The organism is Streptomyces sp. NRRL F-4489, from assembly GCF_001509485.1.
In the GTDB taxonomy this organism is placed as follows: domain Bacteria; phylum Actinomycetota; class Actinomycetes; order Streptomycetales; family Streptomycetaceae; genus Streptomyces.
Map to the genome: position 1 here is coordinate 53,901 of NZ_LLZI01000124.1, position 25,944 is coordinate 79,844.

At 63.0% G+C, this 25,944-nt stretch carries 33 protein-coding genes; 7 read left to right on the plus strand and 26 right to left on the minus strand.

Going from position 1 to position 25,944, the window contains the following annotated elements:
• Positions 1-7 precede the first annotated feature (7 nt).
• From ADL22_RS12425 to ADL22_RS12445, 8 genes are all read right to left on the minus strand, one after another.
• Positions 8-370 (minus strand): hypothetical protein, encoded by a 363-nt coding sequence (locus ADL22_RS12425; protein ID WP_066977187.1) that lies wholly within the window; start codon positions 368-370, stop codon positions 8-10.
• Between the two features lie 174 nt (positions 371-544).
• Positions 545-1,294 (minus strand): hypothetical protein, encoded by a 750-nt coding sequence (locus tag ADL22_RS12430; protein ID WP_066977190.1) that lies wholly within the window; start codon positions 1,292-1,294, stop codon positions 545-547.
• Between the two features lie 431 nt (positions 1,295-1,725).
• Complete coding sequence (locus tag ADL22_RS35285; protein WP_159048633.1) at positions 1,726-1,881, minus strand: hypothetical protein; 156 nt, start codon at positions 1,879-1,881, stop codon at positions 1,726-1,728.
• 95 nt (positions 1,882-1,976) lie between these two features.
• Entirely contained in the window at positions 1,977-2,132 is a 156-nt protein-coding gene (locus ADL22_RS35290) for a hypothetical protein (RefSeq protein ID WP_159048634.1), read from the minus strand.
• A 401-nt stretch (positions 2,133-2,533) separates the two neighbouring features.
• On the minus strand, positions 2,534-2,872 hold the full coding sequence (locus ADL22_RS36090) for a helix-turn-helix domain-containing protein (RefSeq protein WP_420711558.1): 339 nt from the start codon (positions 2,870-2,872) through the stop codon (positions 2,534-2,536).
• A gap of 1,491 nt (positions 2,873-4,363) precedes the next feature.
• Positions 4,364-4,924, minus strand: coding sequence for a hypothetical protein (locus tag ADL22_RS12435; protein WP_066977193.1), 561 nt, complete (start codon positions 4,922-4,924; stop codon positions 4,364-4,366).
• Positions 4,921-5,277: a hypothetical protein gene (locus ADL22_RS12440; RefSeq protein ID WP_066977197.1), complete on the minus strand. Its 357-nt coding sequence runs from the start codon at positions 5,275-5,277 to the stop codon at positions 4,921-4,923. The genes ADL22_RS12435 and ADL22_RS12440 overlap by 4 nt, the downstream gene beginning before the upstream one ends.
• Complete coding sequence (locus ADL22_RS12445; RefSeq protein ID WP_159048635.1) at positions 5,274-5,696, minus strand: ATP-binding protein; 423 nt, start codon at positions 5,694-5,696, stop codon at positions 5,274-5,276. Before ADL22_RS12445 ends, ADL22_RS12440 begins: the two co-directional genes overlap by 4 nt.
• 219 nt (positions 5,697-5,915) lie before the next feature.
• Here ADL22_RS12445 and ADL22_RS12450 point away from each other — a divergent pair, with 219 nt between their 5' ends.
• On the plus strand, positions 5,916-6,806 hold the full coding sequence (locus ADL22_RS12450; protein WP_066977203.1) for a helix-turn-helix domain-containing protein: 891 nt from the start codon (positions 5,916-5,918) through the stop codon (positions 6,804-6,806).
• The gene (locus tag ADL22_RS12455; RefSeq protein ID WP_066977206.1) at positions 6,803-7,030 is read left to right on the plus strand and encodes a DUF397 domain-containing protein; all 228 of its coding nucleotides are present in this window, start codon (positions 6,803-6,805) and stop codon (positions 7,028-7,030) included. Before ADL22_RS12450 ends, ADL22_RS12455 begins: the two co-directional genes overlap by 4 nt.
• Before the next feature lie 69 nt (positions 7,031-7,099).
• Here ADL22_RS12455 and ADL22_RS12460 read toward each other — a convergent pair whose 3' ends face one another.
• From ADL22_RS12460 to ADL22_RS12485, 6 genes are all read right to left on the minus strand, one after another.
• Positions 7,100-8,083 (minus strand): N4-gp56 family major capsid protein, encoded by a 984-nt coding sequence (locus ADL22_RS12460; protein ID WP_066977209.1) that lies wholly within the window; start codon positions 8,081-8,083, stop codon positions 7,100-7,102.
• Between the two features lie 191 nt (positions 8,084-8,274).
• Positions 8,275-9,069 carry a hypothetical protein gene (locus tag ADL22_RS12465; RefSeq protein WP_066977212.1) on the minus strand — a complete coding sequence of 265 codons (795 nt, stop codon included), beginning with the start codon at positions 9,067-9,069 and terminating at the stop codon, positions 8,275-8,277.
• A gap of 18 nt (positions 9,070-9,087) precedes the next feature.
• Complete coding sequence (locus ADL22_RS12470) at positions 9,088-10,749, minus strand: phage portal protein (protein ID WP_199836280.1); 1,662 nt, start codon at positions 10,747-10,749, stop codon at positions 9,088-9,090.
• Positions 10,750-10,917: 168 nt separating this feature from the next.
• Positions 10,918-11,319 (minus strand): hypothetical protein, encoded by a 402-nt coding sequence (locus ADL22_RS35295; RefSeq protein ID WP_159048636.1) that lies wholly within the window; start codon positions 11,317-11,319, stop codon positions 10,918-10,920.
• Positions 11,320-11,471: 152 nt separating this feature from the next.
• Entirely contained in the window at positions 11,472-12,527 is a 1,056-nt protein-coding gene (locus ADL22_RS12480; protein ID WP_234430665.1) for a hypothetical protein, read from the minus strand.
• On the minus strand, positions 12,449-12,904 hold the full coding sequence (locus tag ADL22_RS12485; protein WP_066977217.1) for an NUDIX domain-containing protein: 456 nt from the start codon (positions 12,902-12,904) through the stop codon (positions 12,449-12,451). Before ADL22_RS12485 ends, ADL22_RS12480 begins: the two co-directional genes overlap by 79 nt.
• Before the next feature lie 166 nt (positions 12,905-13,070).
• Here ADL22_RS12485 and ADL22_RS12490 point away from each other — a divergent pair, with 166 nt between their 5' ends.
• Positions 13,071-13,823, plus strand: coding sequence for a GntR family transcriptional regulator (locus ADL22_RS12490; protein ID WP_066977220.1), 753 nt, complete (start codon positions 13,071-13,073; stop codon positions 13,821-13,823).
• An 81-nt stretch (positions 13,824-13,904) separates the two neighbouring features.
• Here the strand turns inward: ADL22_RS12490 and ADL22_RS12495 are convergent, their stop codons facing one another.
• The 4 genes from ADL22_RS12495 to ADL22_RS12515 form a co-directional block, all read right to left on the minus strand.
• Positions 13,905-14,537, minus strand: a complete 633-nt coding sequence (locus tag ADL22_RS12495) for a GNAT family N-acetyltransferase (protein WP_159048637.1) — start codon at positions 14,535-14,537, stop codon at positions 13,905-13,907.
• Positions 14,538-14,857: 320 nt separating this feature from the next.
• Positions 14,858-15,370, minus strand: coding sequence for a hypothetical protein (locus ADL22_RS12505; RefSeq protein ID WP_066977228.1), 513 nt, complete (start codon positions 15,368-15,370; stop codon positions 14,858-14,860).
• 1 nt (position 15,371) lies between these two features.
• Entirely contained in the window at positions 15,372-15,917 is a 546-nt protein-coding gene (locus ADL22_RS12510) for a bZIP transcription factor (protein WP_066977233.1), read from the minus strand.
• A gap of 52 nt (positions 15,918-15,969) precedes the next feature.
• A complete protein-coding gene (locus tag ADL22_RS12515; RefSeq protein WP_066977236.1) occupies positions 15,970-17,499 on the minus strand; it encodes a terminase large subunit domain-containing protein in 1,530 nt (509 codons plus the stop codon).
• 166 nt (positions 17,500-17,665) lie between these two features.
• Here ADL22_RS12515 and ADL22_RS12520 point away from each other — a divergent pair, with 166 nt between their 5' ends.
• Complete coding sequence (locus ADL22_RS12520) at positions 17,666-18,253, plus strand: hypothetical protein (protein WP_159048638.1); 588 nt, start codon at positions 17,666-17,668, stop codon at positions 18,251-18,253.
• Between the two features lie 237 nt (positions 18,254-18,490).
• On the opposite strand, the gene ADL22_RS36645 is transcribed toward ADL22_RS12520, so the two are convergent.
• The 8 genes from ADL22_RS36645 to ADL22_RS35305 form a co-directional block, all read right to left on the minus strand.
• A complete protein-coding gene (locus ADL22_RS36645; protein ID WP_267890159.1) occupies positions 18,491-18,619 on the minus strand; it encodes a hypothetical protein in 129 nt (42 codons plus the stop codon).
• Between the two features lie 252 nt (positions 18,620-18,871).
• Positions 18,872-19,162, minus strand: coding sequence for a hypothetical protein (locus ADL22_RS12530; RefSeq protein ID WP_066977247.1), 291 nt, complete (start codon positions 19,160-19,162; stop codon positions 18,872-18,874).
• Between the two features lie 8 nt (positions 19,163-19,170).
• Positions 19,171-19,605, minus strand: coding sequence for a KTSC domain-containing protein (locus ADL22_RS33820; protein ID WP_159048639.1), 435 nt, complete (start codon positions 19,603-19,605; stop codon positions 19,171-19,173).
• A 115-nt stretch (positions 19,606-19,720) separates the two neighbouring features.
• On the minus strand, positions 19,721-19,954 hold the full coding sequence (locus ADL22_RS35300; protein ID WP_066977250.1) for a hypothetical protein: 234 nt from the start codon (positions 19,952-19,954) through the stop codon (positions 19,721-19,723).
• Complete coding sequence (locus ADL22_RS12540; RefSeq protein ID WP_066977253.1) at positions 19,951-20,388, minus strand: MazG nucleotide pyrophosphohydrolase domain-containing protein; 438 nt, start codon at positions 20,386-20,388, stop codon at positions 19,951-19,953. Before ADL22_RS12540 ends, ADL22_RS35300 begins: the two co-directional genes overlap by 4 nt.
• Positions 20,389-20,601: 213 nt before the next feature.
• Positions 20,602-21,486, minus strand: coding sequence for a tyrosine-type recombinase/integrase (locus ADL22_RS12545; RefSeq protein ID WP_066977256.1), 885 nt, complete (start codon positions 21,484-21,486; stop codon positions 20,602-20,604).
• A 193-nt stretch (positions 21,487-21,679) separates the two neighbouring features.
• On the minus strand, positions 21,680-22,282 hold the full coding sequence (locus ADL22_RS12550) for a hypothetical protein (protein ID WP_159048640.1): 603 nt from the start codon (positions 22,280-22,282) through the stop codon (positions 21,680-21,682).
• A 254-nt stretch (positions 22,283-22,536) separates the two neighbouring features.
• The gene (locus ADL22_RS35305) at positions 22,537-22,713 is read right to left on the minus strand and encodes a hypothetical protein (protein WP_159048641.1); all 177 of its coding nucleotides are present in this window, start codon (positions 22,711-22,713) and stop codon (positions 22,537-22,539) included.
• 481 nt (positions 22,714-23,194) lie between these two features.
• On the opposite strand from ADL22_RS35305, the gene ADL22_RS33825 reads away from it, so the two are divergent.
• From ADL22_RS33825 to ADL22_RS12570, 3 genes are read left to right on the plus strand one after another with little or no spacing between them, the layout of a single operon-like run.
• Complete coding sequence (locus tag ADL22_RS33825; RefSeq protein ID WP_079064069.1) at positions 23,195-24,022, plus strand: helix-turn-helix domain-containing protein; 828 nt, start codon at positions 23,195-23,197, stop codon at positions 24,020-24,022.
• A 51-nt stretch (positions 24,023-24,073) separates the two neighbouring features.
• Positions 24,074-25,135 (plus strand): hypothetical protein, encoded by a 1,062-nt coding sequence (locus ADL22_RS12565; protein ID WP_066977267.1) that lies wholly within the window; start codon positions 24,074-24,076, stop codon positions 25,133-25,135.
• Between the two features lie 34 nt (positions 25,136-25,169).
• A complete protein-coding gene (locus ADL22_RS12570; RefSeq protein WP_066977270.1) occupies positions 25,170-25,853 on the plus strand; it encodes a ScbR family autoregulator-binding transcription factor in 684 nt (227 codons plus the stop codon).
• The last annotated feature ends 91 nt before the right edge of the window (positions 25,854-25,944 follow it).

The window sequence follows — 25,944 nt, forward strand, 5'->3', positions numbered from 1 at the left end:
ACCGACGTCAGGCCCCCCACACGTAGCCCTTTTCTGCAAGATGGTTGTACACGAACGCAGGCACCTTGTAGGTACGACCGGCTTCAAAGGTGAACGTATTTCGGTAGCCGATCGTCACGTTCTCCAGATCCTCCACCACACGCATCTCGCGGGTGCTCTCACCGACAACGACCGGCAGCTGTTCAACATTGGCAGCAGGCGGGGCAGTCAGGTCCACGACCTGGGATCGGACCTCGTCAGCAACCTGCGCCTCGGCCAACTGCGCCTTGGCGGCTTCCTTCTCGGCCAGGTCGCGGTTCGTCTCCAGCGTTCGCTTGACCCGGCCGGTGGCATCCCGAGGGCTCGTCACGCGCTTAGCAGTCGTCGCCATCTCTAGACTCCTCACATAGCAAAATCCCTGCGACGGAATCTTCGCAGGGATTTTGCCTGGGGAGTTATACGGGTCGGCCTGTTACTGGGTTCCCCGCCCCGCGAACAGGCGGCTTCGATATCGACTTCGCCACCCAAGCAGTGCTATGTCGCTGACCAGCGGAGGTGCCCCTGGTCAGCCGTTGAGGCGCTGCACCTTGGTGCTCAAAATCGCTTGCATTTCGATGATGCGCCTAGGGTCCGGACGGGGGTGCATCCACTTGTTCTTGGGGTGCATCTGAGCCCGCAACGGCGCGGCTTTCAGAAAGGCACTGAAAGTATGGTCTTCCCACGGGGGTACCCACGCTCCGGAGCGGCATACGAAGCAGGCTGAGAAGGCGACCGGAGGCGGCACGCCGTCGTCAATAGACATGGCCACTTCTACTAGCGGCTCTTCGGTCGGGCGGTCCAGTGACTCACGCCATGGCGGAAAGTGGACGTGTAGCTCGGCGCCTGCCCACGCATGGGCCAACATCCAATTTTCGCACCGGATCCCGTCGCCGCTAGCCTTCCACTCTTCGAAGCTCGCGTGATTGAGCTTGCACCCCGCATCATGGTGCGCGTCGTACAGGTGGATCGTGTCCCACGAGCCTTCACCGCCCACGTCGCTTGGCCATAGATGCCCCGCCCACGCGTTGCTGTCTGCGTAGATCAACGGAGCCCCGTCCGTGAACCAGAACCGCCCCCAGAACCCGCCCCAGCCGCTCGCGGTGGGCAGCGGGACTCCGGCTTCGCTGAATCGCTTGGCGCGTTCCACCCACACAACTTCGGTGTGATGTTCGTCTTCGGCCACAGGCCATCCGTACAGCTCCGGGTGGGAGCCCATGGGAGCGCCAGCGTCCGGGTTGGGGAAGAAGAAGTCCCAGTCAACGACGAGCAGATGCATTCGGTTACCTCCTCGGGGGGCAGCTTAGCGGCAGACAGCACTGCCCCCGACCGCAACTTGCCAGCGGCCGGGGGCAGTTGATCACTCAGGCGTTCTGGAAGTGACCAGGGCTTCCGCTGCCGCCCTGGCCGTCGCCGTCCTCAACGTCGGTATTATCCGACCCCGTGGCCGCCGTCATCCTCGCCGCCGTGCGCGGCGGCATTCCTCTCCAGTGCTTCCTTGAGGGTCACAGGCGTTTGCCTTCCCAAGAAATTCGATTCGAGGAGTTTCCCCGGATCGTGGTGCACCTGCTGGCCCGGCCGCCTGATGGCCGGGGGCTTGCCCGCCCCCGTCGAGACTCTCGCCCCGGGTGGGGGAATGCGATTGTCTGCGACGGGTAGCGGAGTTTAAAGAGGCGTTATTGGCCATTCACGGCGCACCGCCAGAGGTTTTCACGTTCCGTACCAGCGCCCCTCCTTCTGGCCGCGCTCATCGAGGTTCTGCGACACCATCGCCTGTCGCTCCTTGGCGTTTTGAGTGCCAGCCACCTCCGAGTCCCGGTTGCGCCGCTCTTTAGCGGCCTTGATGGTGTGTTTTGCTTTCGACACTGCTTTTCCTCTCTTTCATCGGGCCCGTCCCACTAGTCCACCGTTGTTTGGGATGGCGGGCCGGGGTACGGATCCGGCAACGGCGCTAACGACCGCTATTTCCCGGACTGCCTGTCGGCAATCTCCTGTGCAGATTGCGCAGCCGCATCACGTACCGCCGGAGGGAGACTCTCATCTCCGGCTGCCTGACTCAGGCTTTTGATACTGGCGATGTCGTTGAAAAACTCGTCGTCGTCATTCTGCTTGCCCATGTCACCTCTTTTGAAATCGTTTCAGGTTTCTTACCGGACGAACGCAGGAGCGTAGCGACCGGCGGCACACATGCGGGAGTAGTCTCACGACTGTATGCCGCGGGTAGCTACCGTCCATGCTTCGGCCAGCATTCCGTACCTCCGCACTCGAAATCGATATTTCTCCGATTCGGCGGCTGTCGCATGCCGACACTGGTCGGGGTCCGCGTCCCATTCTTCCCCAAGGCCAGTTGATTCATCCACCAGCGTCGGAATACCGTCTCGGAAGTCCGTGACGCGGGCAACGGTTTTTCGGCCTTCATCAAACACTATGCTGCCGACCTTCCACATCGCGCACCTCCCAGAAGAGAAATGAGTGTGTCAGGAGAAGGAGTGCTCACCCTTGGGCCGAGTGTTTCGGATCAGGGACTTATCCCCTCAACGCTTTGGCGCTGTTTCGATCGAGCAGCCGCACTCCGCTCCAACGCCTCCGCATAGCCCCTCTGCATTTCTTCGCTTCGTCGCCCTCTTCGTAATTGAACGCCCGCCGCCAGCAACATTCTGTGCACGAAGTCACGTGACCGCCCAGTCGCACCCACTAGAATTGGGAAAGAGGCTCCCGCATCGTAGTGCCGCTTCAAAGCGTCGCGGACCTGCACCTTTTGCTTGGGAGTCAGCCGCTGCCGCGGATCCAATCTCGGTATCTCTGGCAATTCAGCCTCGCCCGTCAGACTCACGTCCCCTCGCTCCTCCCCTACCACGGATCTTTACGCCCCAACCGACGAGCGTGCCCTTCAGCCAGTACTCACTGACCTGGAAATCACTGGCGATCTTATTAAGCGGCTCCCCGCCGTCGTACCGATTGACCACTTCAGCCTTACTGCGTCGTACAGTCTGCCGCGCTTCTTCGACCTCTTTTTGAGTCCGCCGCGCCATCTACCCATCTCCCAACGTCGCATAGCTGCGGTACCGGCGGGTGTGGCACCTCGTACAAGAACTCCGGCCGCCATCGTCGGTCTCCCAACGGCACGGCTTTTCAGCTGAGTCTGTCGGGCCGTCGTATCTCAGTACGCAGATGTGACCCGCAAGACCGTGCGCGGCAATCAGTCCTCTCCAGTACCGACCCACCCCTACGTCACGAGAGAAATCCCTCTCGGCCTGAAGCGCTAGAGCTAACCACCCTTGGCACGTCTCACATTTACCGGAACCCTTACCCCGAGCCACTGCCATCCCCCGGTCACTTGGCAGACGCCTGATTTTCTTCACACTCGTCTTCATCTATGCAGGCGGGCGTGATATTTACAGCGCCGGTGTAGTCGTCGTGGTAAATCCAGACCTCAATCTGGTCGTACCGCCGTGGCACATGACAAACCGCACACCGAAAAATCGCTGGGTCGTCACCGAGCGCTGCCTCACACTTAGCGTCACAGAGTTTTGCAGCATCGTATTTAGAACTCTGACACCAGCTACGAACCGTGCACTGGGCCAGGTCCAGGCAACTCATTGTCAGTGCTTTTCGATAGTCCGTCATAAACCGGGAAATTCCGAGACGACTGATGGGGACTAGACAGGTACAGAACCAGCAAGAATACAGAACACTCCCCTGGACATCCCAATCGTCACCCATCACCGTCCCCCTACCTACGAGCCCGACTTCTGATACCCCGACCCCTTGCAAGACCGACAAATAATGGTCACGACTTTCCCTCGCTGAATAGTGATGATCCGCTTTTTGCCCTCACATTCCTTGCAGAACTCGACCTTCACTCCATGCCCCTCTTTTCTCTTCGTCGTGCTCGTACGGACAGGCAGAGCCTGTACGAGGACATGCGATCAACGCGATGTGCACGTACTTCTCTCGGTCAGAGACGTATTGGGTCATGACATCTTGTCCCGCCCACATACGGCTCCGCGCAGTCTCTTCGAATGCGGACGCCTCAATTCCACGAGGATCTGGCCTGTAGACACTGAGCCGCTCCATGTACCACTTAATAGCAGCATGAGGGTCATCAAATCTTCCCGCGTGCAGCTCATGCGGCTTTTTGAGCCATTCCCCTCGGACCATTGGGGGTACCGCGATCGAGGAGTCGCGGCGTTCTTCGGCGCTAGGCAAAAAATGCCCGGACCAGATGTATCCGTGGTAGTGCATTACTCCACCTAGAGATATCCGTGCCGAGAGATAATTTCGCTCACCACGAAGCTCACCAACAGCCAGAGGAAAATCACGACGAGACACCCGACCCCGATGTACGTCACCGAGGCACAAGGCTCAGTGCTCGATGCACCCTGGCCCTCAGCAGATTGTCCAGGCTCAGGAGAGGTGTCCATCTGCGCACTGCCGGAATCCCTATCGGCACCTGCGAGGACAGGGTGCGGAACAGGAAATGGACGGTGTAGACGACCTGAGCGGGGAGGCATTTCTCCGGATTCGCACGCACACGGCTAACATCGATCAACAGGGGGCACCGATCCTTCGGGGCCACCCAGACCTGATCCAGCCCGGTCGACCCCACCAATGAGCTGTACGTCAGCGAAAGAAGGTCTTCCGCATCGCACTCGGCCATCGCGACGAATTCCTGGTGCATGACCCAGTCCCGTATCCCGACGTCCCAGAAATGAAGGACCGCCTGGAACTCGTTGACCACCACTGCCGACACCACGATGATCGGACACTGCTCACAGGCCGCATCCCCACCATCGGCATGCCGATGAGACTCCAACGCCTCCACCAACACGCTGAGCCGGTCTCCCTCGTGAGGGTGGGCCGCCAGATAGCTCTCGACGGCCGTCGCCAACAGGCACCGCATGCTCATGGAGCCACCTCCAGCAGCAGACACGGGATGTCGAGCCGGAGACAAGAGACTTCGCGCACGCGCCCCACCACCCAAAAAGACGGGCCCTTCCCCACTGTGTCGTACGGCGCCGAGGTATACCCATCGAGCCATTCACCTCGCCTGCCGAGCGAGGCTCGGAGCCCGCGAATCACTGGTCGCCGAGCCTCGCTCGGCAGGCCACTCAGCAGCTCCTGCACGACCGCGTCGAGCCACAGCAGCGCTTCCTTCGGGGAGTCGAGGACCAGCTCGTGGCGCACAGCGCAGGGCGCAGTAGAGAGGCGGCTGACCACCGCGGCCAAGTAACGCGGCGTCACCTCGGTCGGAATACTCATGCGGAGCACCTCGCCAAGGAGCGCCGCCCTTCAGGCAACTCTGCCGGTGCGATGAGTGTGGCGCAGACGTCCTTGCCGTTCTCCACCGGTATGGCCTCCCACTTGTCGGAGAGCTGCTCGACGATGCGCATCCCCCGACCTCCAAGAGACGCCCACCCAGGGTCGGCGAGCACCGGGAGTTCGGAGGACCGATCGCGCACCGTGATGAAAAGGGACTGGCCTTCTACCGCAAGCGTGAGCACCGCGTATCCGTCCGCATGGTGCAGAACGTTCGTCAGAAGCTCGGTCACCACCGCCTCGGCAGGCTCCGCGAGAGCCTCCAGCTCCCACCGGCGCACGTAGGACGCGACCAGCTTGCGGACGGACCGGAGCCGCGCCGGGTCGACGTTGAAGGCGAGCTTGAACCGCTCCTGGCGCATGATTTGACACATAGTCAGCGACCTCCCTAGGTCAACCGCCGCTGGAGCCCGCCCAGGTGGCCAAGACAGGGACCATCAAGTCGCGGCAGTGAGGCCATGGTTGCTTGCGAGCAACATTTCTCGCAAGCTCTCTCACTAGAAAGAGTGCCGACGAGCAAGATTGGCATATGCCAAGCGCTCCACAGCCGGTACCCTGCGTGGTTACGGGAGGTAGACGGGATGACTGACGCACAACCAAACGTGCATCGGCGCCGACTCGGCTTGGCGCTCAGGGCCCTACGTAAGCGGGTCACCCTTCCCGACAGGGAGGACGGGGCCCTCACCCTCGCTGATGCAGCCGAGATGATAGGGCTGGCAGGGCAGTCCGCACTGAGCAAGATCGAGAGCGGCAAGCAGCGAGTGCCACTCAGTACCCTGCCGAGCTACTTCGCGGCATACGGAGTCGACGACCCCGCTGTCCAAGAGGAGTTGCGGACGCTCGCTACCCTCGCGTCAAGCGGCAAACGGTCAAATCTGCTCAACCAGTTCAAAGGGCCCCTGCCCGACCCCTTCGCGGAGTATCTGCACCTGGAGGAGCTGGCACACAAGAGCGAGGTGTATACCCTGATCATCCCCGGCCTCCTCCAGCACACGGAGTACGCCGAGGCGATCATTCGGCGCAGTCGTCAGTGGGAGTCCAACCGAGAGATCCGAAACTACGTCAACCTGCGGCTGGAGCGTCAACGTGCTCTGCACAGGGATGATCCCCTTCAGCTCTGGTGCATCATCGATGAGGCCGCCCTACACCGCAAGGTTGGCGGCCCGGAGGTGATGAAGGCCCAACTCCAGCACCTGGTGGACCTCTCGGACGAGCACCCGCACGTCACCATCCAGGTGCTGCCATTCGAGGCCGGACCGCATGCTGGTATCGACGGGGCCTTCACTCTCCTACACTTCCCAGCAGGGCCGCCTGTCGTGGTGGTCGAGCCGATGACGACTCACCTCTACCTGGAGGACGACAGCGACCTCGGACGCTATGAGACCTGCATCAGCCACTTGAAGGCTGAGGCGCTCGACCCGGACAGCAGCCGCCAGTTCATCATCAAACTGATCAAGGAAAAATACCTATGAAGAAGTCGGTCGACCTCACGAACGCTGTGTGGACGAAGAGCGACTACAGCAACGGCAGTGGCGCTAATTGCGTCGAGGTCGCCTTCGTTGACGGATTCGTAGCCATCCGTGATTCCAACGACGCGGACGACCCCACCATCAAGCCGACGATCGTCTCGGAACAGGACTACCGGTTCTTTACTCGCAGCATTCAGGAGGGCCAGGAGGGCCTCCTTCTGCCGTGAGGAATCTCTAGGAACACAAAAACCCCAGGGCTCGCCTGGGGTTTTTGTGTTCCTCTCGAAGATGCGGAATCAGTTCGTCTCGATCGTCACTACGGACTGATCCGTAATCATCCCCATGCCGTAGATGCTGTACCACGCTAGAGCGTGCTCTCGGCCAAAATCGAGCACACCGCCGTCGCGGAGTTCGACCGGCAGCGAGATCGCATGGCCGAAGGCGTTGTCCCCGATCATTGAGGACTGGTAGACGGTCTTGCCGTCCTTGTTCGTGACCTGGCGGACCTGTGTGGTCTCGATGAAAATGACGTCGTCGATTCGGCCGATTTCCCCCAGAGAGAAATTCCCAGGGGACGCGTATTTGGTCGCCTCGATCCAGCTGGGGTCCTCACGCAGCCACCGGCTCTGGTGCGGGTGCACGAAGCACACGTAGGTATCGCCGAGCCTCGGGATGTTCTTCGAGGCAAGTGTCTCGACGCCATCCTTGACGACGGCCGAGGTGAAAAAGTGCTCGGTGAGACCGTCTCGACCGACAGCGTTCTGTCCCTTGTCATAGGGTGACATGTTCGTGATCGGCTGCCCCGGCTTGAACTTATCACGGCCGTAAAGAACGCTCGTCGCGCCCAGAAGGACATCGCGGCACTGGCCGTCCAGGTACATCGCCATATTCCGGCCCAGCAGACGGCTGGCGCTCGCCATGACGTCGTCGAAAGAAGCGTTCAGCAGCAGCTCCGAGACCGCGACGGCGGCTCCGTGCTCCGCGACCGTAATCGAAAACTGGCTCGCGGAAAGGGCCTGGGTTTCCATGCGGACACCCTCAACAAGCTGCCGCGCTCCCTCCAGGTTGTTGTACCGCATAAAATTGATCTGAAGCCCCGGCGCGACCCCGAGTTCGGTCTTCTTCACAGCGAACTGCTCGTAGCGCAAGATCGGCATCGACTGGAACAGGATTTCCTTGCTCCAGATGGTCTGGATAGCCGGGGTCAGCTGAGTGTTGGAGCCAGGGTAGGCAGTCGGGTTCGCACCGAGCTGGCCAGTACCAGTGATCGCAGATGGCATATCGTGTCCTCCTGGTGTAGACGATAAAGACCGGTCTTACGCTCTAACTGGCACACCGTGTCTGGATCCGCCAAGGCGTACGCTGCCGTCCAGATTTAGTGTGATCGGCCCGCGGAATAATCTGTTACCCGAATAGGTACAAACACAAGGACACCCACCTCTCATGAACAGAAAGATGGGTGTCATATTCTTCAGCCGAACATTCCGCGGTCACCGGACGACGATGCAATGCCAGGGATCTGCTTTCGTACCTCTGCCCACCGAGACATCGGCATCGTCGATATCTCCTCCACGGAGAGCTGGCGGGTGTCTCCCATGGCACCGCCGGGCCCGATGCCGTAGCCAGTGGGCTGGGTGCCCCGCATCTGGGCACGGGCCTGGGTCTGGGCGGCCTGGATGCTCTGCACAATGGCGGCCGACTTGGCGGCCATGGCGGCGATCGACTCGTCGATCTCCTCCTTGGTGTTTCCCGTCACCAGGTCCTGCAACTCGGGGGCGATATTGTCGGCCGCCTGCGCCAGCGCGGCCGATCGGTAGCTCTGAAGCTCCGCAAATTCCCGCTCCTTGGCAGCCAGGGCATCCCGCTCAGCAATCTGCTTCTGGAGATCGGCCAGCTTGGCTTCCCACTCCTTTTCCTTTTCAGCAAGAAGGGTTTTCGCAGTCAGCTCGGACCGTCGCTTTCGCTCGGCCTCTTCCTCGGCGACACGCTGCGCCTCGGCAGCCGCCTCCTCGTCCGCCTTGCGCTTTGCCTCGCGCTGCTGTAGATCCGTCGCCAGCTTGTCCAGTACTTCCTGCTGCGACTCAAGGCGGTTCGTGAGCGTTTCGCGTTCCTGCTGGCGCGCTCGGGCGATGTCGTCCTCGGTGAGCGCCTTTGGCGCCTCGATACCCTGCTCCGGAGGAGGGACCATTACGGTGATGGTCTCCCCGGTCGGCTCGGACGTCTGCGGAGCGGAAGAGGCCGGGGCGGTCGGTTCGGTGTTCGGCATGGCTACATCCTCACGTCATCAACTGTCTTGCTCGGATTCGGAGTTCTGCGGACTGCGCTGGTCCTTTGGGTTGTGCGCCATGGTCACAACGCTGTCGAATATTTTTTTGGCGTCCATCCCGAGTTTCAGAGAGAATCCCGAATCATCAGGGCTTCCCGCTGGCTTTGCCGGAGCGACCTTGTTGTCAGTGTGCGGCTTCTCCGGCGGGATGCCCGCGGCTTCGAAAATACCAGCGTCAATGGACGCCTTGATAAAGTCCAAGGCTCCCTGGGCCATGACATCCTGCCTCTGCTCTTCCTCGATTTCCCGCAGCTTCTCGTCGGGAAATTCGACACCGAGTTCGTTGAGGGCGGAACGTTTGCTCTCCAAGCCGAGAGCCATCTTCAGCTGGATTTCATTGAGTTTGACGATGTTGTCAACAGGCAGCGGACTGGGCCAGACGACGTCGGCCTGGTACGCCTCGGGGTCGTGGACATCGATGATGGTCGGCTGGCTGGGGTCCTTCTTGATGCCCTCGGTGACGGGGTCGTAGGCGCGGGTTTCCGGCTCGTACGTGTAGAGGGTGAGGAGGACCAGGTCGTTGATCCGCTTGAAGCCGCTGCCGTATTGCATTTGTTTGAGGCTGGCCCGCTGGACCAAGGGGAAATGTTGGATTGCGAGCGCCACGCCTGATGTATTCGACACCGGCTGCGCCTTGCCGAGAGCGGTCTCGGGGACGCCGCTCAGCTCGTGCATGCTGTTCTTCAGGATCCCCAGGTACTCAAGCGGTCCCTGGAGGTTCACGGCAGATTCAAGGTTGAATACGCTTGCATCCTTGGGTAGGCCGCCCCAGACCTTTTTGGGTCCCTTTTCGAGGTTCGTGGCCTTGGCGCCGGTGATGATGGTGACCGGGGCTGCGTGGTAGTTGATGATATCCGCGATGGCGTTCGTGATGTTGTTGTATTCGCGGTTGAGGGGGATGATGTCGTCGAGGTCGCTTTTCCCCCAGGGCGAGCCGGAGACGGCGATGTTGCGAATATGCACGATCGGGATAACGCCGATCGGGTTGGGTCGGTCGTCCACCAGGTCGTCGTTGATGTACTCCGATATCCGATCGTCCGTCAGGATTTCAGTGTATGTATATGTGGTCCTGGTGCCGTCGGTCGAAGTGCCCCAGAACTTGTACTTGATCTTGACGCGGGTCAGCTTGTCTCGGTCATGCGGATGGTATTCCGGAAAAACATGGGCACTGGAGAGGGGAAGGATCCTGACCCTCCCGGGATGCTGGCGCCCAGCCTTGTCTTCCCAAGCCTCTTCGTAGGCGACTTTCACGAAGGCGTCTCCGGTGACTCCGCCGTTTTCGCCTATCTCGTAGAGAATCGACTTCTTGTCGTTGTCCTCTTCCCAGGCTCGCCGCAAGAGGGCTGGGATGATGTGGTCGAACTTCTTCTTGGTTTCGAACTGGATGCCGCGCCCGAACACGAAATGATTGACGTAGCGGCACAGCGCGCCTGTGTAGTTGATCGCGTTCTGGGTTTCTCCGGCCTCGCGTCGATACGAGTGGTGGAAACCGAGATAGAATGCCCAGTTGGTGGAGTAGCGGCTCAGACGCTGCCCGTGAACCTCGAATTCTTCGTCGCTGAGTTCGACCAGCCCCAGCGGCGAGATGGAAATGGCGAGATCGGAAGCGGCAGCTCGCATGGCCGGAGGATAGAACGCAACCGACGACATACGGCCTCACTCACATCGTTCGACATCAGATGCGTACATTCTTGAGGCCGCTGCGCGATATCTGTTAGGCGCGGGAGTGAAGAAAACCCTCGCCTCGTCTTGCTGAGGCGAGGCGAGGGTTTCCCGGGTGTGCGTTTGCTACTCGGTAATCGTCGCGTAGTTCTTGCGGAACTGGTGGCTACCATCACGGATGGCCGCCTGGAACTTCAACTCCGCTCCGGACCCCGCGCCGTCGGCGAAGGGCTGGAGATATTCCGGCGCCTCCGGCCAGGAGGCCGAGCCGACATGGGCGCGGGCCTTGAGGGTTTCCTCGGACGGCTTCTTCCAGACGACCTTATTGTGATTCGGGCGTCCCGGAGCGGTCTCGTAGCCGGAGAGAACTCCCACCCCAAAATCATGCGGGACATCTGTGTCAGTTCCGATTCCTTCTTCGAAGCGCAGGCGGCCCTTGCGTGCAGCGTTGGAGCCGGTCTTATTCGTGTACTCGGCCCGCCCCCTTTCGGCGACGTCCGGGACCGGTGCGAGTGGGCTGGAGGGCATATCGGTACCTCAATCGTGGATGAGCACTCTCTTTCATGATTGAGGTATTGGCCCCATTGTGTTATCGAGCGATGTGGGCCGGTGAGAACGCAGAGCAGGGCGGTGATGGTTCACCGCCCTGCTCGTTTTTTGTTGTTGGTGGGCCGTCAGCGTTAGCTGGCGAGGGCCAGGTAGCTCGGGGTCATGAACAGCGCGGCGAAAGCTCCGGGTCCGAATCTGCCGTCGAGCCAGGCGCACAGCCCTCGCATGTCACCGCTGATCATGGCTGCGAGGATGGTGCTGTGCAGGCCGGATGCCTCCGGCCCGCCGATCCGGTCGAGGAAGCGCCCGTAGCGCCCGTTTACGGTTGCCTGGTACCGGCCCATGCTGCTGAGGTACAAGGTGTGCTCGGGGCCCTCCCCCGGTACTCCGGCGGCCAGTGCCGCGACGTCGCCCTCGGTGAGGCTGCCGGTCACGTCCCGGTAGGCATACCGGTCGAGCCCGGCTGGCTCGGTGATGGCGTGGGTGTCAGCTGCTGCCCGGGTGATGGACCGCGCCTCTCGGTCGCAAGCCCCCTCCATCACGACACCCAGGTTCCTCGTACTTTCGGCACCCTCTTTGTCCCGCGCCGAGTACGATCTCCCTTCCGCCGAACGGTAGTTGATGCCGTACTGGGTGCGCACCACCTCACCGTCACGCCACTGGTATCGGCGGGCACTGCCGTAGTGCAGGCAATCGTGGGCGTACCCGCGCAGCAGATCCAGCACTGCCAGCTCGGACGGTTCGGCGTTCATGTCCCCGTACGCGGTCACGAGCGCCACCATTTGCAGATGCCGGTATCCCTGGTTCGGGTGGTGGAATCCGCCGAATGCCTGCTGCCGGGTGGAGCTGACGGCGACCAAGAACCGGTCCGGGGGGAGAAACTGGGTCAGCCCGAGGTCTCCGTAGCGGGTGGTGAGGTCCGCGTAGCCGGTGTGCCACGCAGCGCAGTCCACGCCCTGCTGCTCCCATGTGCGGATGACCGTCGTCAGCGGCAGGAACTCGTGGTCGGGGTGCTGCTCTGCGGCGTAGGCGAGTGGGTTGGCGCGCAGGTTGGACAGGGCGTCCAGCAGAGGGCCAACCTGCGCGCCGGTGAGGGTTTCGCCGGGAGTCAGTTCCCGGTTTCTCCGAGGATCAGTTCCCGGTGGGAGGGCTGAAGTCCTGCGGGGAGAGAGGTCGGGGTGCACCATTGCGCCTCCAGAATCTCGCTGCTGTCGATCTTGAGGGTCCCGCCGACGAGGGTGGCCTCGTATGCCACCTCGACGCGCAGTTTGTATCCGCTCTTGAGGTGGATGAGGCGGCCGGTTTTCACGTCCAGGCCGGTCTCCTCGTGGACCTCTCGCACCACCGTGTCGGCGAAGTCCTCGCCCCGGGTCGCGTAGCCGGTCGGCAGGCCCCAGGGCCGGTCTTGCGGCCACATACGGTGGCGGAGCAGGAGCACCCGGCCTTCGTGGTCACGGACTACGCCGGTCACGCCCACCATGTATTTCGCGTGGGCGAGCCAGAGGATGCGCCACTGCATCGGTCCTCGCAGTGCGCGCCAGACGCGGGCGACGATGGTCTTCATGTTCCTGCCTTCCGTAGGTGGAGGCGGATCACAATGGCGCATCTGGCGTGATGAGCCAAATGCGCTGAGTAACTCACCCCTCCATAGTGGCGTAGGCCACAGGCCACTGTCAAGGCTGATGCCCTATCATGTTTGTGGCCTAGTCCACCAGTTGAGGAGGAACGCCGTGAGCCCAGAGATCACGCGCCCACTGCCGCCCTACATGCAGGTGGTCACCCACCTGCGAGAACAGATCATCACGGGGGCGCTCGCAGACGGAGACGTCGTACCCAGCGAGCGCCAGCTGGAGCGGGACTGGGGAATCAGCCGGTCCACCGCGACAAAGGTCCTTGGCGTGCTGCGCGCCGAGGGCTTGGTGACCTCCCGTCAGGGCGTCGGCACCATCGTCACCACCAAGACCCTGCACCACTCCGCCTACGACCGCACGCGGGCAGTAGAGATCACCGGCCGCATCTATCCCAAGGGACAGTACGCCAAGATCCTCTCTGCCCGGATCGAGCCCGCCTCGGAGCGAGCAGCACAGGCCCTTGGCATCGAGCCCGGCCAGGAGGCCATCCGGCGTCAGCGAGTCACCTACGCCGAGTCCGGCGCCGCAGTCAGTGCCTCCACCAGCTGGTTCGACCTCGAACTCGCAGAAATTGTCCCGCAGCTGCTCAGCACCGAGCGCATTCCCGGAGGCACCGCCAAGGCCATCGAGGACGCCACCGGCCGGTCATGGACGGACGCCGACGAACTGCTCCAGGCGCGCATCGCCTCGGACGAAGACGCCGACCTGCTCGGCATCACGGAGCGCCCCTCCGCGATCATCGTCGGCTACAACCGGCTGGTGGACGAGTCGGGCCGCACCCTCGAATACGGCGAGTACCTGTGTCACGGCGACCGCATCACCCGCTACTCCTACGCACGACCACGCGACTGACAAAACCGGCAGGCAAGACGGCGGTTGAGCGTTGTGGGGGCGGACCCAACGGGTCCGCCCCCACAATCTTTGGAACCGATGTCAGCCACGCCGACGCTGGACGATGAAGATGCCGCTCTGGTCGTGGCTCTCAGCCCGTTTCAGAGAGCAGCCTGACTGGAGGGCTTTGGCTGCCAGGACGTAGCCGTCACCCGTGTCGACCACACTCACCGGCCCGCGATTGCTGTTGGCGATGATGGGCTCACCGGGAGCTGCGATGGTGTATCCGCGCCGCCTGTACCACCGCAGGACGCTCCGGTCGCGCAACGCGACATTTGCGACCAGCAGATGGCGGCCCAGTTCCCGCTCTTCGTCTTCTACCGCTGCCAGGAGCCCACCACCTAACCCGTGCTCACGGTGGTCCTCATATACAGCCAGCAGCTCGATTTTGGTGAACAGCCGGGCCAGGGATGGGCGGGCCGGAGCAGGATATTCGTCGAGCCAGGAAATTGGCGGAGCTGTATAAACCATGCCCGCCACCTGGCCCTGGTCGTCCACGGCAACACGGCAAATCCCTTGACCGTACCGCAGCGTGATACGACCGCCCTCGGCGTCGACCTGGCCGGGGAGCCCCCGGTCCGCATAGCCGTCGACAACACCGAGCGCGATGCCTGCCAGGGCCGCGACGTGGGGACCGTCGCCCGGCGCAGCCGTGCGGACAGAGAGCAGCCTCATGCTGAACTCCTCCCACTGCCCCACATGGTTTCTACCTCGCCGTGCTGGACAAGGGCGTCGCCCTCGGTGCGAGCATCCTCGCACTCGGTGCTCCACGTGCTCCCGCCGTCACGCGAGACTCCCGTGGCGAACATGCAACCCACTCCCGTCGCGTCATCGACCCCCTCCCACACGGTCCGAACCAAGACTCCGTGGGAGGGGGCCGATGACGCGACCGCTCGATACGTCATGTCGTTCCACAGCGCTGCCCACTCGTCAGGGGTGATCTCCGTGCCCTGCCGATCCCTATACACCATGCGGCCATCATCCCACTGCCTAGCTCACCAGCTCGTCCAGGCGTACGTCCGACTGGTAAGCCGAGGCACCGGGATCGGCTGATAGGGCTCGTCGACCTCCAGGGCGTGGAGCTGCTGGACAGTGTCACCCACACCAGACGGGACACGGATCATGAACTGCCGCCCAGCTGGCATGACTTCCCAGACCGAGTACGAGATCGCCGCGGCCAGTGACGGGCCGGTGGAAGCTGGAAGGGTCATCGCCAGCTGGCCGTCACGGACCGGCACACGCGTGGTTGTGGGAAGGATGCGGATGCCGGTAGTGGTGTCGACCAGAGGTGCTGCTGCGCGTACCAGAACACTGGCCCGGTAGACCGCTGCCTCACTCCCCCACAGGTACGTCGCCCCGAGCCTCACCTGCTCGATGTGCTCGGGGAACTGCGGCTTCTGCGTCGGGACCTGGTCGTGGCCGATGGGGCGCTGCGCCGTCCAGCCAGGAATCCACCAGGGATTGGTCTCCCAGCCCCGCGGCGGGTGCTCGTACGGGAAGCCGCCCATCTCAGGTCGTAACGACGGCGACGGCGGGAGTCGACCGGCGTCCGCTGGCGTCGATTGCGGTCAGGGTGAAGCGGTACCGGGGTGCTCGGATCTTGTGGCCGGTGAGGTCGAGCTTGTACGTGGTGAGGCCACCGTCGAGCTGTACGAGGAAGGCCCGGCTGGGGTCAGCGGGATTGACGTCGATCTCGCCCTCGTGGCGCTGGAGTTCGTAAGAGGCCGGCGCGCCGGAGGCGGGCGTGGTCCAGGTGAAGGTGATCACCGGAGCGGGCCCGCCCTGAGAGCCATTGAAGGACCCGGCCAGGTGCGTGGGGTACGACGGCGGCCGGGTATCGGGAGTCAGCGCCGCCCAGCCCTTGGTGAGGAACGGGTCGCCGGGGCGTGCCCGCCCTTGCAGGTCGTAGAAGTTGGTGGGTCGCCAGCCAAGGAGCGCCTGGTCGCGCTCCTTGGCCAGCTTGGAGGCGTCGGCCTTCAGCTGAGCGTTTTCTGCCGTCAGCGCGGCGATCTGGCGCTTCAGCTCATCGACGGTGGGGTCCGGCGGCGTGGTCATGCATCCTCCAGGAAAGCGGGCGGCTTTCTGGATTATCCGCGCAAACGTTCCCTCACCGGTAGAAGAAATTTTCCTGGGTTTGAATCTCCGGCATGGACATCTCCGCAGATGCCCACACTGATAGCGCCAGCGAATCCACGTAGTCGTCATGGGCGCCGGTTTCATCGGGAGCCTCGACGATGATATTCGGGCCCTGGAAGCGCAGTTCCGCATCTTCCATCTGCGTCTGGAAGCGCCGCCACACCTTAAGACGCCGCGCCTTCGAATGCCCCGGCCAAGCAAGCTTGCCCTGGCGCATCAATTCCATGAGGTGTTTCCAGCGTTTCGACTGTGCACCGAGATCCGAGTTGCACTCCACGATTTCGACATGCGGCATCAAAACTTTGAGACGGGAAGCGACCACGTCGCCGACGCCTCCGACATCGATGCAGATCGCCCATATGTTGTACGCGCTCAGCCAGTCGACGATTCGGTAGTACTGCTCCTCCCATTCGAGGCCAGACAGATCCAGCCAGTTGAGGACTCGGTGCTCATACATCCCGAACTCGTCAGGGTGGTCCCAATCCACCCACGTAACCGTGACAATGGTGGCGTCCTGTTTCCTGGCCGGGTCGATGCCTACGAGGACTGGCGTGTGATTCCAGGCCTTGACCACCTGCATGGAGCTGTCACATAGTGCCTCGAATTTCTCCCCGGTCGTGAGCATTCCTCGGTCCAGCATCCAGATGAGTCGGTAGCTCAATTTGAACTCGTCCGAGTCCTCACCGATCTTGAGCTTCTCGGCCTCGATGTAGACGCCGTAGTCGGGGTGCGCCTTGGCGACGTCCTTCCAGGTGGCCTCAAAGTGGTTCTGCCGCTGCCCTCGACGATTAGCCAAGCGCCTATTCTGCTGAATGATCTTGTAGAAGATGCCCTTGAAATAGGTCGGCGTGCCGGTGAGGACCATCGTCCCGCGAGTGCTGGCGAGCATCGGGGAGATGCTCTTGTTGATGACCCGCTCGTCAGCGACCTGCGCCTCATCGACCAGCACGACGTGGTAAGTCCGTCCCTCGATCTGAGCCCGCGGATGGCATGTCTGTTTCCGCACCAGTGACCCCGACTTGACCAGCTTCAGTTCCCGGCCCTTGCCTGAAACTTTGTCGTCGACCTCGGGGTCCTGCATGATCTCCTGGGCCCGCTCGGAGGTGAGCCGGGTAACAAACCTCGAATACAAGTTGTCCGCCATGTCATCAACTGGAGCGAAAGCTCCAACCCACACGCCTTCGGCGAAGCGCCCCATCAGGTTCGGAAATATTGGAGCGAGCTTCGGGAACATGATCATCGCTGCGGCGATCGTGTTGACTATGGTTTCGGTCTTGCCGGACTGCCGGGCCATGCACGAGGTAATGGTCCTGGCATCACCGAGAATCACCGATTCCAGGATCCGCCGGGCCAGGGGTTTCTGATAGTGCCTCAGAGGGTGCCCGGACAGCTCGTCGACCACCAAGAGCAACTTGTCGATGATCTGGTCGACGGTCTCCTGGCTGATCTCCGGGAATCTCTCGGCACCATCTTCTTCTTGCACCGCGACCGCTCCACCCATAAGCCCCGCTCCTCGAATTTCACGAAATCGAGATCGAGGCTATGAACCGGAGCAGAAAAAACGTTACTCCCAGATAGGCGGCAATCAGCCGCTTCCCTTCACCGAACACCCACGCCACCCACCCCTGCTGTAGCCTTCCCCGCACACAACGGGTCGGGGAGGGAACGTGCACAACGTGCAAAGAGCAGGCTGGGCGGCAGCTGGAGCACAACTCTGGGCGCAACAGGCCGACCAATGGCGTGACGTGCAGGAACACGGCCACGCATACGTCGAGCAGAAACGGCACGCAGCCTGGCAGGAGGCACAACTGCACTCCCCGTACTCCCCCAAGCGCCTGGCTCTGACCCGCATCTGCTACGTCGTCACCTACGGGATGCTCGCGCTCGCCGTCGTTGCCGCACTCATAGCGGGCGGACAGGACGGCGGCGGCGCCCGCGTCGTGCTGGGGGTCGGTGTCTACACCTGCCTGCTGTCGCTCCCCCTCTACCTGGCCCTCAGCCTGCGCACCGGACGCCTCATCGCACGCGCAACGGCGCTCACGACGCTGGAGGATCCCGCCGCCAGGTCTCGGTCGGCCGCCGAGTACGGTGTCCGGTCCGCGTCCCAGCCCCTGTACGCCGCCGTCGGCGCGCTCGGCTGCATGGTCGCCGGTCTTCTGCCCTGGCCCCGACTGCACATCCGCATGTACCAAGGCGCCCTGTTCGCAGCCCGGTACCGCGGCCTCGACATCTCCTGCGTCACCGACGGACGATAGCCCGGCGTGCCAGCTCCTCCAGCGTTCCAGCGACCACGACCAGGCCCTCAGCGGCCTGGTCAAGCTGCTCCTGGTCCACGTTCTTGCGCAGCTCACCCACTGCGCGGGACACCTGGGTGACCCCCTGGTCGGCCCACTCGGCAACATCCGCCGTCGGCAACGCTGCGCTCCGGCGGGCGACACGATCACGAAGCCGATGACCAGGCACCAGCTCGCGCAAAACCCTCAAAGTCCGCTTCACCGATCGACCCCCAGCATCTGAAGCAGCCGCCACTCGTCGTCCATATCGAGAGCAAGATCAGCGACCATCCTGCGCACCGTATCCGCGTCCGTGGTGGCATCGGCCTCGTAGAACTCGTCTTCCATCAGCCCACCATCCGGAAGATCGATCGCATCGCGGCATCCTCGTCGGCCAGCACTCGGGTATACCGGCCAACCGCCAAGCCTCTCCGGAACCCAATACGGACGACGTATGTCCTATCACTGCGCCGATAAGGCGCGGACGTTTCCTGTGTCCAAGTGATGAAGAAGGGTCTCTGCCCCTTGTTCACGCCGACTACGCGGCAAAAGAAATTAGTGGCCATGACCCGCATCCTTACGCGGGCCGGACCCAATCAGTTATTCCTGGTTCAGCAGCGACGAGGGCATACGTGCAGTCGTCTGCGGGTCGATACCGTGGGAGCGGAGCTGCACTGAATAGTCAATGCTGGATTCCCGGTAGTAGCGCAACAGCTCCTCCAGCTCTCGCACATAGCGCCGCAGCTGAAGGAGCGCAGCCTCCTGCTCTTCCCGGAGGTCGCGCTGCTCCTGCTGGGCGGCTGAGCGCCTGGCCTGCCAAACGGTGGCCCAGGTAGCCAGAGAGGCAATGCCGCCGCCGCCGAAGAACGCCGCAATTATTTCAGGCGACATCGCACCTCCTAGGAAATTCGACGGTACGGATGATTCCTCAAGGTGCTGTTGATGTACCGTCCCTCGGACGTGGCCTTACGGACGTGCCGCCACTGGCTCTCGGAGACCCGGTAGTACTCGTACACCGGACCTCCTGGACGCCCCCTGCCCTGCTCACCATTCCGGAACTGGATGCGCAGGGTGTGTGTCTTGTAGTCATAGCCTGCGGCCACCGTTCGCGGGCGCTCCGGGTTGACCGTGTGGTCAGGGTATGTCGAGAAGGTGAACAGTGCCGCGGTGTCGCCGTCCTCGAAGGCCGCCAGGCGCTCCTGAATTTTTGGGCTGGCGTTTTTCCGTGCTTGGTACTGGAGTCGCTCGATCTGGCGCTTGGTATACGGGCTGCGGTTTTCGAAGTTACTCCCGCGCGCGGGGAGCGGCTTTGGCCTGGCGTACTTTTTTGCCACGATGGCTCCTACGGCGAAGACGAGCGAAGTACATTGCAATTCTAAGTTTGCGGCCCCGCCATGAGGTACAGAAAACCCCCGCACCGGAAGCGGTGCGGGGGCTATTACCACGAACTCAGCGCGCCATCTCGCGCGGGCCCTGTTCAGACGCCTTGTCCGCATACTCCATCAGATAGACCGGCCACTGCCAAGCTCCCGCAACGTGGACCTGACGGCCGATTCGCACCCCGAATCGATCCGCCCCGCCCAAATGTTTCACCACGGACGCCCAATGATGAAGGGAATCAACCGCTTCCTGCCGCGAGTAGTGCACGTCGAGCCGCTCGACTATTCTGTCCCTGCTGCTCACGCTGCCTCCTGCCCGGGAGCAGCAGAGAAAAGTACGCGCTCCACATCGGCCTCCACGTAATTCGGCCCCTTGAGCACCTTGCCGTCGAAACGACGGATCGGACGACCGTCCAGACCGAGCTTGCTCAAATTACTGCGGTGCACCTCTTCGAACACCTGCGGCAGCGGAATATTCAGAACCTCAGCTGTACCGTAGGTGACGTACAGCAGGTCGGCCAACTCTTTGGCAAGAGCGATTCGGGCGCTGCGCCCGAGCTGGCGGCGCTCCACCCGCCGCGCCAGACGGGCCAGTTCCACGCAGACCTCGTCCGCCTCCTCAGCGACAAGTCTTCGGCGCAACAGCACGAGGTTCTCCTTGTCATCGGAGTCGCGCTCATTCTCAATTCCGAAAGCCGCATGGAATTCAGCGAGGCGAGCCATCGGGTCATATGTCATGCTGCTCTCCTGTCATGTTGAGAAATAGGGGCATCGACCGGCCTGCGTGAATTCAGCGCGGCCTCCTCCCGGAGATGGTCGGCGACGGCGAGGTACGCACGGAGCTGGCTGCCGCAATCCAGGCGGTTCTGCACCCACCCGCAGGTGCAACTGGCCTGTATCGAGGGGCCGTTCGTCCGACCCAGGTCGCGGTAGGAAGGCGTATGACGCATCTCAGGCGACCCTCCCGAAGAGCGCCTGCTCCAGCGCGAACACAGGCGACTCCTGGAGCCGCCGGGCCGCCCTGTCGTACCCGATGGTGGTCCTGATGTCCCGGTGCCGCATGACCTCCTGCACGCGCTCCAGCGCCTGGCCGAGCTGGAGCAGGAGTACGGTCGTCGTTGCGCGGAGCAGATGCGGGAAAAGACGGGTGACACCTGCCCGGCGGGCCATCCGGACGATGGTGTCGTAGGCGCCGGATCGGCTGAGCCGACGACCGGAACGGGTCACGAAAATCGGCCCGGTCGTACGGTCTCCAAGGTAGGCGTCGAGGGCGGCGAACGCGGCGTCCGGCAAGGGCATGGCGATTTTGTCATCACCACCCTTCGGCTTGATCCATAGCACCCGCTGGCCTGCGACCGTGCCGATGTCCTCGATGTCTGCGCCCAGCAGCTCGCTGATGCGCAGGCCCAGCAAAAGCAATGTGGTGACCAGCGCGTAGAGTCGGTCTGAGGTGTCAAACGCCTCCGTGAGGACGGCGACCGACTCCTCCATCGACATGCCCAGGGCGGGCTCCCCCGAAGGCTGGGGCTTGGCCACGTCCGTGAACGGGTTCTGGCGGGCGTACCGCCAGCGGATCGCGTACGTGTAGAAGGCACTGACCACGCTGAACGCCCGCCGACGCGTGCGCGGCGCGAGGCCGTAATCAACTTCCAGAGCACGAAGGAACGTTGCTGCCGTGTCGGGCCGGGCTCGCAGAGGGTCCACGTCGCGGGCCGCGCAGTGGCGGATGTAGCGCGTGATGTCGCGCTCGTACTCCTCCTGGGTGCGCCCGACCTTGGTCTCCAGCCACTCGCGCACAGCGCGTTCGGCTCTCTTGAAGCTGATCTTGCGGGTCACTCTGAGCGTCCTCCCCCACCAAGGCGTACGGCGTCTGCGCCGGTTCCGTGATGGCGGTCGCCAGCACCACCTACGCAAGGTGGACACTAACAAGTGAGAAACAGATGTTCAACTTAACAACAGGTGTTGGGGTCTTCCGGAAAGCCAGAAAGGGCCCGCGTCGGCGGGCCCTTTTGTCGCGTCACCACGCCTGTTATGACTGCTGATCGAGCTGGTCCACACGCTGCTGCGACGCGTAGATACGGCCGTACACCTGGAGCGCAATCGGCGGGACCTCGTTGCTGCGCAGCCCCATGATCATGGCCCGCTCCTGCACCGTGAACTGGGTCGGATCCTCGATGAGCGCCGCCCTCAGACCTTCGAACGCCTGGGTTGGGCTCACCGGGTCCCAGTTGGCCTCGACGTGAAGTTCGGGCCGAAGCCGCTCCCACAGTTCGACAAGCTCGTTGCTGACCCGCCCCAACTTTTTGGTTGGCGGGGCCTCCGACCAGGACTTGATGGTCGCCACGTGCTCCGCAGGGAGCAGGTCGGGACTGTTCTGAACGAGCAACTCGAACCAGGCGCGAATGTCATCCGAGGACGCCAGCACACCCGACTGGTCCATGTACCGCCTGCCACGCAGGGGCTTGCCACCGCCGTCCGCATCCGAGAGCGTTTCCAACAGCGCGCGGTCCAAGTCGATGGCGCACGGCCCGCAACGCCACAGATCGAGTATGTGCGACTGATTCAGCTCCACCCTGTACGCCTGCCCCTCGACCGGCGCACCGCACAGCGCTCCAGTCGGCAGACGGCGCATGCAGCTCTTCCTCATCAATCCCTTCCCGGCCACGAGGGCCTGCCCGGCCGCCTGCCACATAGGCCACAGAGGCAGCACCGCCGAAACTTATCAACTCTTCGACAACTGTTAGGCAACACCCAACGGTAACAGTTGATCAAAGAAGCCGGGGCCCCGTACAACCCTGTCGCTGCTCTCCGATACACAAGCAGCGGGCCCCCAGCAGGCCGCCGTACCAGTCGGCAACCGCTGGGGGCCCGCCCCCTTTCCCTCGCTCAGGCCGCGTTCACCGCGCGGCGACTGGACAGCATGTCCCTCAGATCCTCTTCGCGGACCATGACGACGACCTCCCCGGTGAGCCGGTTCACCCGATAACCATGGCTCGGCAGCCGCCCGCACACCCACGCAATCTCAGCCTCGTCCGACCCGATCCGCAGCTCTACCTCAGCCACCGACGCCCCTCCGCTCTGCGCAGCCGCCTCGGAGATCACCGGGGTCGCATCGTCGCCCGACAACCCTCGCATCTGCACCCCCTGTGTCCCGAGTGACGGCGTATGCCCCACTATGGTTCGAGTTCATCCGAACATACATTCAACCCAGTGAGCGAGAGGCTGGATAGTCTCCGCACCCACAGCACGGCACCCTAGCGAAAACGTCGCACATGGTTGGTTTTACTCACAGTGACGAACCGGACGGCACCACAACCCGCCGCCGACGACCCGAGACCCAGAAGACGGCCCACCCATGGCCGGTTGCACCAAAATTACGGGGAGATACAGCGAATCGCCTGTCAAACTCCACCGATCTCCGACTGCTCCACGAGCACTCAGAGTGACGAAGAACGATCCCGGCCGTATTCGCACACCAGTACTCAAAATCTGAGCACTAACAGACCTTCCCAACGCACGACACCTCTGATAAGGGCGCGACCCCATGGCACGTGAAGAGCTGCGCCGCCTGCTGCGCACAAAGCGTCGGGCCACCTGGCCGCAAGACATCGGCCTCGCTCCACGCGAGGAACCCGGCGTCTACCAGCACGAAGTAGCCGCCTGCATCCACCACTCCGTCCAGACCTACCGCCGCCTGGAGCAGGGGCAACTCCCCCATCCCGCCCTCGACCTCCTGGCCGCCGTCGCCAGGCTCCTCAATATGTCCGAGGTCGAGTGGGCCGACCTGTGCCGACTCGCTCTGGACTGCGACCCACCACACCCCATCCGACCCCACTCCGGCCTCGAAGTCCCCGCTGCCTGGGCCGAGTTCATCGAGGCCATCCCCCACCCAGCATGGACCAGTGACCAGTGCTGGACAGTCCTCTCCTACAACACCGCCTGGGCCAACGTTTTCCGATCCGGCAAACCCCCACGCAACCACCTGCGGTGGGGCCTGCTGGACCCCGACGCCCGAGAGAACACCCTCCTCGGATGGGAACGGTACTGGGCGCCCAACCTCCTACTTGAACTCCGCGCAGCGCGGGAGGCGCTCCGGGACGACCCCGTGCTCCTCGAAATCGACCACGCGGTACGTGAAGACCCAACGGTTGGGCCCATGTACGCCGCCCTCCCCCGCGCCTATACCGAAACCGACGGCGACTGCCGACCCCTACGCCATCACCTCCTCGGAGACATCTGGGTCACACTGCTCTCCGCATGCCCGACCCAATCACCCCGCGCCCGCGTCGGCGGCCTCCTCCTGTCCAAGCACAGACCACGCCCCCAGCGGCGCATCAGAGCGCAGTCACACGTGGCCGAAACACTGGCGTAAGTTGACCTCGCCTTTACTCAGTCCCAACCGCCTTCACCGCAGAGGACACCCATGGCACCCGCCTACATATCCCGCCCTGCCATCGCACTGGCCCCCCACAAGGTGCTCACCGAGGAGATCGTCAACGACATCAAGGCCCACCACCCCACCCATCCCCGGATCCGGACGATCCCGCGCCATATCACACGATCCGCGGTGGGAACCCGCTACTTCAGCCACCCTCTCCACAGCCCCTACGTCGGCGGTGCCGCCGACCCCACCATCGGCATCACTGAGCGGACTGCACAGGCGTACGCCGACGCCGTCGACATGGCCGAGGCCGCAGCACGCCAACTCCTGGACGACCAGGGCGTGGCACCCGAGGAGGTCGACGTCCTCATCACCAGCCACAGCGTCTCCGGCGGACGGCTACCGGGCATTGACATCCCTCTGGCCGATCGCCTCGGCCTCCGCCCCGATGTCTGCCGCATGCCCTTCAGCGTCGTCGCCTGCGCTGGCGGCGCACTCGCCATGGCAAGGACCGCAGACATGCTGGCGGCCCGGCCCGACGCCACGGTGCTCAGCGTCGTGTCCGAGCCACTGAGCACCACGTACAGCCACGCGGACCACGAAATCAGTCACATGATCTTCAAGGGCCTTTTCGGCGACGCCGCCGCCGCCTTCCTGGGCACCAGCACTCGACCGACCACCCCCAGCCTGCGCATCGACGCCTCTTTCGAGTACCGGCTGCCCACCTCCGCCGCGGCCTACTTCACGCGCCCCGACGCGGCAGGAGTCCACTTCGACTCCACCGCGGCCTCGCTCACCGCCGTCAAGGAGTGCCTCCCGAAGCTGACGGAGTGGGTACGGGACTGGAAGACCGACATTCCCATCATCCACACGGGCAGCCCAGGCATCATCACCGCCACCGCACACGCCCTCGGCCTCGACGACCAGGCAGCCAGACACTCCCACAACAGCCTGGAACAAATCGGCAACGTCGGCGGCTCCGCAGCCCTCGACATCCTCGCCCGGACACATGACGCCCCCCCGGCCGACGGCGCCAACGTCACGGTCGTCGCCTACGGTCCCGGTTTCTACATGGCAGCCTGCCGAGGAGTCTGGTGCGCCTAAGCAGCTCGTCCCACTCACCAAGATCGGAGGCCAAGTGAGTAAGCCAACCCGTCCCCAACAGGACCGTGCGATACGAACACGACAAAAGATCCTGGAAGCCGCCGGGGCGCTCTTCGACGAAGTCGGATACGCCGACACGACGATCGCAGACATCACCGCGCGCTCGGGAGTCACCAAGGGAGCCATCTACCACCATTTCGAAGACAAGAAGTCCATCGGGGTGGCCGTCATCGAGGCCCAGTTGACAGAGATGGCCCCCATCCCACCTCAAGAGATCGCAACGCAACAGCTCGTCGACGCGGGCTATTTCCTCGCCTACCAGCTGAGGAAAGATCCAGTGCAGCGCGGAGCGAGCAGTCTGGCGCTGGAGCAGGGAAAGGTCGATTTCGACCGCACCCGCTCCACACGGATGTGGATAGATTTCGTCACCGTGATCCTCACAGCAGCTCAGGAGAAGGGAGAGCTACGCGCCCACGTCAACGTCAGCGATGTGAGCTGGAATTTCGTCGCCGCCTTCGCAGGTATTCAGCATGTCTCAAATGCTTTCGACGGGCGCCAGCAGCTGACACACCGCCTGAAGGTGCTCTGGGAACTGCTCCTCCCCTCGATCGTGCAGCGCGACGTCCTGGTCAAGGTCGACCTCTCCATGGACCGTGGAGAGCGGATCGCGCAACAGCTGCTGGACCAGGCAGACCCGGCAGCAACACCAGTGGCGTGATCTGTACTGCCAGGCCCGCTGACGTCCGACTGCTCCGAAGAGCCCCAGCTTCCCCGCCGGGGCTCTTCTCTTGCCCTCCACCGGGCCTGAC

Excerpts from the sequence above, each read along its gene's own strand:
- ADL22_RS12425 (WP_066977187.1), bottom strand. The coding sequence starts at position 370 with ATGGCGACGACTGCTAAGCGCGTGACGAGCCCTCGGGATGCCACCGGC.
- ADL22_RS12430 (WP_066977190.1), bottom strand. The coding sequence starts at position 1,294 with ATGCATCTGCTCGTCGTTGACTGGGACTTCTTCTTCCCCAACCCGGAC.
- ADL22_RS35290 (WP_159048634.1), bottom strand. The coding sequence starts at position 2,132 with ATGGGCAAGCAGAATGACGACGACGAGTTTTTCAACGACATCGCCAGT.
- ADL22_RS12435 (WP_066977193.1), bottom strand. The coding sequence starts at position 4,924 with ATGAGCATGCGGTGCCTGTTGGCGACGGCCGTCGAGAGCTATCTGGCG.
- ADL22_RS12440 (WP_066977197.1), bottom strand. The coding sequence starts at position 5,277 with ATGAGTATTCCGACCGAGGTGACGCCGCGTTACTTGGCCGCGGTGGTC.
- ADL22_RS12445 (WP_159048635.1), bottom strand. The coding sequence starts at position 5,696 with ATGCGCCAGGAGCGGTTCAAGCTCGCCTTCAACGTCGACCCGGCGCGG.
- ADL22_RS12450 (WP_066977203.1), top strand. The coding sequence starts at position 5,916 with ATGACTGACGCACAACCAAACGTGCATCGGCGCCGACTCGGCTTGGCG.
- ADL22_RS12455 (WP_066977206.1), top strand. The coding sequence starts at position 6,803 with ATGAAGAAGTCGGTCGACCTCACGAACGCTGTGTGGACGAAGAGCGAC.
- ADL22_RS12460 (WP_066977209.1), bottom strand. The coding sequence starts at position 8,083 with ATGCCATCTGCGATCACTGGTACTGGCCAGCTCGGTGCGAACCCGACT.
- ADL22_RS12465 (WP_066977212.1), bottom strand. The coding sequence starts at position 9,069 with ATGCCGAACACCGAACCGACCGCCCCGGCCTCTTCCGCTCCGCAGACG.
- ADL22_RS12470 (WP_199836280.1), bottom strand. The coding sequence starts at position 10,749 with ATGCGAGCTGCCGCTTCCGATCTCGCCATTTCCATCTCGCCGCTGGGG.
- ADL22_RS35295 (WP_159048636.1), bottom strand. The coding sequence starts at position 11,319 with ATGCCCTCCAGCCCACTCGCACCGGTCCCGGACGTCGCCGAAAGGGGG.
- ADL22_RS12480 (WP_234430665.1), bottom strand. The coding sequence starts at position 12,527 with ATGGTGCACCCCGACCTCTCTCCCCGCAGGACTTCAGCCCTCCCACCG.
- ADL22_RS12485 (WP_066977217.1), bottom strand. The coding sequence starts at position 12,904 with ATGAAGACCATCGTCGCCCGCGTCTGGCGCGCACTGCGAGGACCGATG.
- ADL22_RS12495 (WP_159048637.1), bottom strand. The coding sequence starts at position 14,537 with ATGAGGCTGCTCTCTGTCCGCACGGCTGCGCCGGGCGACGGTCCCCAC.
- ADL22_RS12505 (WP_066977228.1), bottom strand. The coding sequence starts at position 15,370 with ATGGGCGGCTTCCCGTACGAGCACCCGCCGCGGGGCTGGGAGACCAAT.
- ADL22_RS12510 (WP_066977233.1), bottom strand. The coding sequence starts at position 15,917 with ATGACCACGCCGCCGGACCCCACCGTCGATGAGCTGAAGCGCCAGATC.
- ADL22_RS12515 (WP_066977236.1), bottom strand. The coding sequence starts at position 17,499 with ATGGGTGGAGCGGTCGCGGTGCAAGAAGAAGATGGTGCCGAGAGATTC.
- ADL22_RS36645 (WP_267890159.1), bottom strand. The coding sequence starts at position 18,619 with ATGGAAGACGAGTTCTACGAGGCCGATGCCACCACGGACGCGGATACG.
- ADL22_RS12530 (WP_066977247.1), bottom strand. The coding sequence starts at position 19,162 with ATGTCGCCTGAAATAATTGCGGCGTTCTTCGGCGGCGGCGGCATTGCC.
- ADL22_RS12540 (WP_066977253.1), bottom strand. The coding sequence starts at position 20,388 with ATGACATATGACCCGATGGCTCGCCTCGCTGAATTCCATGCGGCTTTC.
- ADL22_RS12550 (WP_159048640.1), bottom strand. The coding sequence starts at position 22,282 with ATGCGCCGTCTGCCGACTGGAGCGCTGTGCGGTGCGCCGGTCGAGGGG.
- ADL22_RS33825 (WP_079064069.1), top strand. The coding sequence starts at position 23,195 with ATGGCACGTGAAGAGCTGCGCCGCCTGCTGCGCACAAAGCGTCGGGCC.
- ADL22_RS12565 (WP_066977267.1), top strand. The coding sequence starts at position 24,074 with ATGGCACCCGCCTACATATCCCGCCCTGCCATCGCACTGGCCCCCCAC.